At 32.7% G+C, this 4,708-nt stretch carries 5 protein-coding genes; all 5 read right to left on the bottom strand.

The window, feature by feature from the left end:
• Window position 1: 1 nt before the first annotated feature.
• Window positions 2-1,231: an MFS transporter gene (locus D1606_RS17975; RefSeq protein WP_255416336.1), complete on the bottom strand. Its 1,230-nt coding sequence runs from the start codon at window positions 1,229-1,231 to the stop codon at window positions 2-4.
• A 487-nt stretch (window positions 1,232-1,718) separates the two neighbouring features.
• Window positions 1,719-2,312 carry a YpjP family protein gene (locus D1606_RS17970; protein WP_119417390.1) on the bottom strand — a complete coding sequence of 198 codons (594 nt, stop codon included), beginning with the start codon at window positions 2,310-2,312 and terminating at the stop codon, window positions 1,719-1,721.
• Window positions 2,313-2,619: 307 nt separating this feature from the next.
• The gene (locus tag D1606_RS17965) at window positions 2,620-3,237 is read right to left on the bottom strand and encodes an NAD(P)-dependent oxidoreductase (protein WP_119417389.1); all 618 of its coding nucleotides are present in this window, start codon (window positions 3,235-3,237) and stop codon (window positions 2,620-2,622) included.
• A gap of 96 nt (window positions 3,238-3,333) precedes the next feature.
• A complete protein-coding gene (locus D1606_RS17960) occupies window positions 3,334-4,122 on the bottom strand; it encodes a class I SAM-dependent methyltransferase (RefSeq protein ID WP_119417388.1) in 789 nt (262 codons plus the stop codon).
• Window positions 4,110-4,547: a BrxA/BrxB family bacilliredoxin gene (locus tag D1606_RS17955; RefSeq protein ID WP_119417387.1), complete on the bottom strand. Its 438-nt coding sequence runs from the start codon at window positions 4,545-4,547 to the stop codon at window positions 4,110-4,112. Before D1606_RS17955 ends, D1606_RS17960 begins: the two co-directional genes overlap by 13 nt.
• Between the last annotated feature and the right edge of the window lie 161 nt (window positions 4,548-4,708).

The raw sequence follows: 4,708 nt of genomic DNA, 5'->3' as shown, positions 1-4,708 counted from the left end.
TTTAATGATTATTTAATAATTCATTATCTTTAAGTCGTATTTTAAAGATCACTGGATAAATGAAGGTAATGAATAATATAGAAATTCCTGTAATAATAAAGATCATAAAACTATCATACCAGTCAAATAATCCAGAAAACGCTAAAATCCCTAAAGGTGATAATAACTGAGCTCCAGTACTAAGTATATTAAATACTCTTCCTTGGTAATGGCTAGGAATTTCTTTTGTCAACCATACAGTGAATGGTACATTTATCAGAGTAATTGCGATACCAATTAGAAGGTTAAAAAGACTAATAATAATTATAAAATACAATTGTTCAAATTGGATACCTAATAAGATTCCTAACATGATAAATAGAGCCCCGATAACCCCAATCATTCTCCAAGAATTAAACAATGGATATTGGATATCCTTTGATGCAGATAGCACTATACCAGAAATGATCATACCTAAAGCAAATATTGCTTCTGTAATGCCATAAATATTATTTGAAAAATGTAAAATATTTATTTGGATAAACGGAATACCGACATTGACTGCACCAAACATAAAATTTGTAAGCATTGAAAAGAAAAGAGTAAAAACGAGCTTTTTGCTTTCCAAAATGAAAGATAATCCTTCTTTGAACAGTTGATAAATACTCTTACTAGATGAATTTTCCTCCCTTTCATCATTTGCAGGAGTACTAAATTTAAAATTAATAGATATTACAATAAAGATTGTTAAACACTCTAAAACTATTTCTAAGATAATAAGGTAGAAAAGAGAAAGAGAATCATAGAGTATTACTCCTAAAATTGGAGCAAGAATCATTATTAATGCATTTAAAATTTGTTGCAGAGATTTTAATTTTTGAATATGCTCATCTATAACCATATTAATGAATGAAGAAGTAAAAGCTGTTGTTAAAAATTGATCTGAGATTTTCAAGAATATAAGCAACAGATATGTATAGATTAAATTTTCGAAATCTTGAAAATGGATAATAACTGCATATCCAGTCAAACTAAAGATACTTAATAATTGTGCATAAATTATAATTGTCTTCTTGTTAAATTTGTCGACAACGCTTCCGGTCAATGGTAATAACAAGAGTGCAACGATTGGTCCTATTACTTGTGATATCCCAAAACTAAGGGCTGAACCGGTATTTTTTAGAATGAGCAAACCTATAAGAAATGAAAGGATCCCACTTCCTAAGTTTCCTGTAACTGTACTTAATAAGATTTTAATGAGTTGTTTTTGCGAAATTGCTTTTTTATTTTCCGTATTAACCCCAACCTTCTTTAATTAAAATAGATGTTATATCCATTTAAAACTGGAATAGCTAAAACACCTGAAACTAAATAAATCCCTCCAATTCTTATTGTTATTTAAATATACTTCCCTAATTTTAAATTTTCTTCCATTTAAGCTGTAACGTCAAGTACCAGTTATTCACTTTTGCGCTTACTCTCTATTCATAATCATAAGAGGCTTGGTGTATGGAAATAAAACATGGGATACAAAATTTGAAACAATAACGCTTATAAATAAAGGGATTGTCCGAAAATTTCTTTTAAGACAATCCCTTTACTCTTGTGGTAGCGGAATGTTGATGCGACCACCATCGGAGCAATACCTTATAGTAGATAAAGAAGGAACTGTCCCATAAGTCTTCTACTTATGGGACAGCCCTTCGTGAATGTGTATATTTTAATAATGGTTTAAATTTCTATGACAACCACTTTGGTGGTGTATTCTTTGACCAATAGATTTCACCTAAATTATAGTGAGAAGCAAATTTGTCCTTGTATGTGTGATAGTGGAAGTTATAGTAGTATCCGTCAAATGGACGATTTTCTGTACGTACATGGAAACGGATAACGTCTTTTCTTGTTGTAGTGTTGTAGATATGAAACATTTTTTCAGAATAGTCACCACTTGGTTTTTCTGTGATTGCTAAGTTTTTTATATCTTGTTGATCCACATTTTCTAACGTCATATGAATAGCTTCTTCAATTTTAGGAAAGATAATATTATTGAACTCGTCCTCAATTTTCGGACCAATTTTACTGCCAAATTTTATATAGGCTTGTTCTTTAGCATTTAGTAGTACATTATCAGAAAATGCTTCTATATCAGTTACACTATCTTCAAATACTGTATCTATGTAATTATGTCTTGTCGTTGATTGCTTAGAAAGTTGGGTTTTATGATTAGTATTATGTTCTAACAGGTTTTCCCAAATTGCATGACTTGGTGTGATGAAGCCCAGGGTTAAAACCGCAACTGTTGAAACTAATAGTTTTTGGAGTCCTTTTTTCAACTTAAATACACCTACTTTTGAACATTTTTTTACATCACTTATTACTAGATACGAAATTTGTAAGTAAAGGTTTCATCTTTTGGTAAATCATTGTACAATAAAGTAGAAATAATTTGTTCGTTTTTGCACAGAAGGAGGGCAAAATTTTATGTCAATCGCAATTGGTATTGGATTTTTACTGCTATTATTCTATTTAATGTCTCTTTGTATTACAGATTAAATTTATCCATTTTAAAATGGCAAGAACTATGAGATTTTCTCTCATAGTTCTTTTTTATACCCAAAACAGTACCACTAGTTGCTATTTTTAATATGCAATACTCACAGATTGATGAATATATTGTGAATCTTCCAGTGCTTTTATGATGAAGTTTGCTACGTCAGCTCTAGCTATACTTTTTCCCTTTGCAGGAATACCTTCTGTTGCTTCTCGATAACTACCAATTGGGTCGTTATTTGTTAACCCCATTGGTCTAACAATTGTATAGTCCAAATTATAATTAACAATTGTGTCAACAGCATGTCGATGATCCAATAAAGGATTTTTTAAAGTCTTCATAATCATCTTACCAGATATTCCTGGAAGCTCCCCATATATACCAGCAGAAGCTACATAAACAATTCGTTTTACCCCGTGTTTTTGCATACCAAGTGAGATATTTTCTATCATATTGCCTAATTCAGTTGATTCTTTTAGTCCCTTGCTTGAGCCCAAACAAGAAATAACTGCATTCTGTCCTTCAATTGCAGCAGCCACATCATCGGCTTGCATAGCATTTCCATGATATACGTGCAAAAACGGATGTGAAATTTGAATTTTTGATGGCGTACGAACAAAAGCTGTTACTTCTATTCCCTTTTCAAGCGCTAATTTCACAACATGTTGCCCTACTCCGCCGGATGCTCCAAAAACAACTATTTTCATCCTAATCATCAACTCCTAATAAAATTATTATCTCTAAACACTTTCCTTAAGAAAAAGCCTGCAATCAATACATAATTGCAGGTTTGTTCGTTCTTTTCATAGTTCAATGATTCCATAATGAAACTTCGCATTTAAACGAATATCTCGTTTGAAATGATAACGTTCAAAAAGTGGTGATCGAAAGTGTGCTTTTAGTACAACTCTTTTTTTCGCTACTCGCTTAGCCTCGAATACCCATTTATCGGTTAAAGTCTCATGTAAACCCGCATCTCTCAATGGGGTAAAGTTATTAGATTCTTCAATCGGTTCTTCAAACATTGGATCCATATAAACAACATCAAATGAATGATCGGGTTGTTTTTTCAAATAATCTAACGCTAAGATTGAAATAACACGAATTTGTTCCATACATTTTAGTAAAGGTAATTCTGTAATGTCATATCTTTTCATACCTTCACAAACTACAAAAGCTACGTTAGGATTACCTTCACACCCTACAACTTTACCGGTCTCTCCAACCGTATAAGCTGCCAACATACTATCAGAACCTATTCCCAAGGTACAATCTAGCATTGAATCACCTTTTTGCAAATTGACAGCATCTAAAAAGGGATCATGCTCTCCTCGTGCAACTCGCTTTAATCGAAATGCTGCAGAACTTGGATGAAAGAAAAATGGCTCCGTCACTCCAAATGGATAATATTCATAACGATTTTTTCCTGCTACGATCACATTTGCAGATTCAAATTCAGCAATCTTTTTTACGGATCTTTTTCTTCTTTCTATAAAAGGGACATTAAGCGCCTGACAAGCTGCATCAGCTAAACGAAGCGACTGCTGATCTGGACGTCCTGCCGTTGTAACAATGGTTTTTAATCCGCACATACTTGGTCAAGAACACCTGCTAAATGGTCACGAACTTGTTCCATTGCATATCCCTCAATTTGTTCACGTGGGATAAAGTACGCTAAATTACCGTCTTTCCAAACAGCTACAGATGGTGAACTTGGTGGAACTTCTTCAAAGAAGCTACGCATTTGTGCAGTTGCTTCACGATCTTGTCCTGCAAATACAGTCACTAAATGATCTGGTTTGTGTTCAGCTTGTTGAATTGCCTCAATAACAGCTGGACGAGCAAGGCCTGCTGCACATCCACAAATAGAGTTAATCACTATCAATGAAGTTCCTTTAGATTCTTGCATATGATCAGCCACTTCATCAGGTGTTTTCAACTCTGTAAAGCCTGCATTAACTAATTCTTCACGCATTGGTTTAACAATGCCTTGCATATACTCTTCGTATGGATTCATGGTTTCATCCTCTTTCATATTTTTTCAGATTCCTTGATAAATAAGGTTTTTCACTACTTTATTGTATATGCACTTTCATATTATTTCATCTTTTTTCACTCTTTATATGATTTTTTTATTTTGTATTATTTCAATTAATAATTAAAAGTATGAAAAATGAC

The sequence above is a fragment of the Rummeliibacillus sp. POC4 genome (genome assembly GCF_003576525.1).
Classification (GTDB): domain Bacteria; phylum Bacillota; class Bacilli; order Bacillales_A; family Planococcaceae; genus Rummeliibacillus.
The sequence above is the reverse complement of the archived record's forward strand: the minus strand, read 5'-3'. Positions and strand labels throughout refer to the sequence as shown.